Below are 521 nucleotides of genomic sequence, written 5' to 3'. Positions count from 1 at the left end.
CGCACAACGACAGCATCGAAGAAGACAACGTCGAAGAAGAACGCCGCCTGATGTACGTCGGTATCACCCGCGCCAAACGCCAGCTTACGCTGACCCACTGCGTCAAACGCAAAAAACAAGGCACATGGCAGTTCCCCGAACCCAGCCGCTTCATAGACGAAATGCCGCAGGAAGACATCAAGATTTTAGGGCGCAAAGGCGGCGAACCGATTGTGAGCAAGGAAGAGGGCAAAAACAATCTGGCAGGCTTGCTGGATATGTTGGGAAACAAAAGAAAAGGATAAAGCAAGGCCGTCTGAAAGTAAGGTTTCAGACGGCCTTATTGTCAGCAAAATGTCAAAGTCAACTATCAAATAATTTTTACTTTAGACCTTTACGCCTGTCTATCCCCATTCCTTCCGATTCTTCAAAAATAAACAAAAATAATCGAATAATCAGGTACAAAAATAAAAAATCAAACGATACGATTGCTCCATTCCCCTTCAATTCACAAGCAAAAATTGTCAACACTTGAAGTATAA

General features: G+C 44.0%; 1 protein-coding gene. It reads left to right on the top strand.

All coding sequences use genetic code 11. The features are described 5' to 3' along the window. Positions 1-284, top strand: a 284-nt coding sequence (locus tag ACTHUR_RS18160; protein ID WP_440400153.1) for a 3'-5' exonuclease, incomplete at its 5' end; no start/stop codon positions are given. Positions 285-521 lie beyond the last annotated feature (237 nt).

Source organism: Neisseria sp. P0021.S007 (assembly GCF_051956855.1).
This window is presented reverse-complemented; position numbering and strand designations above follow the sequence as displayed.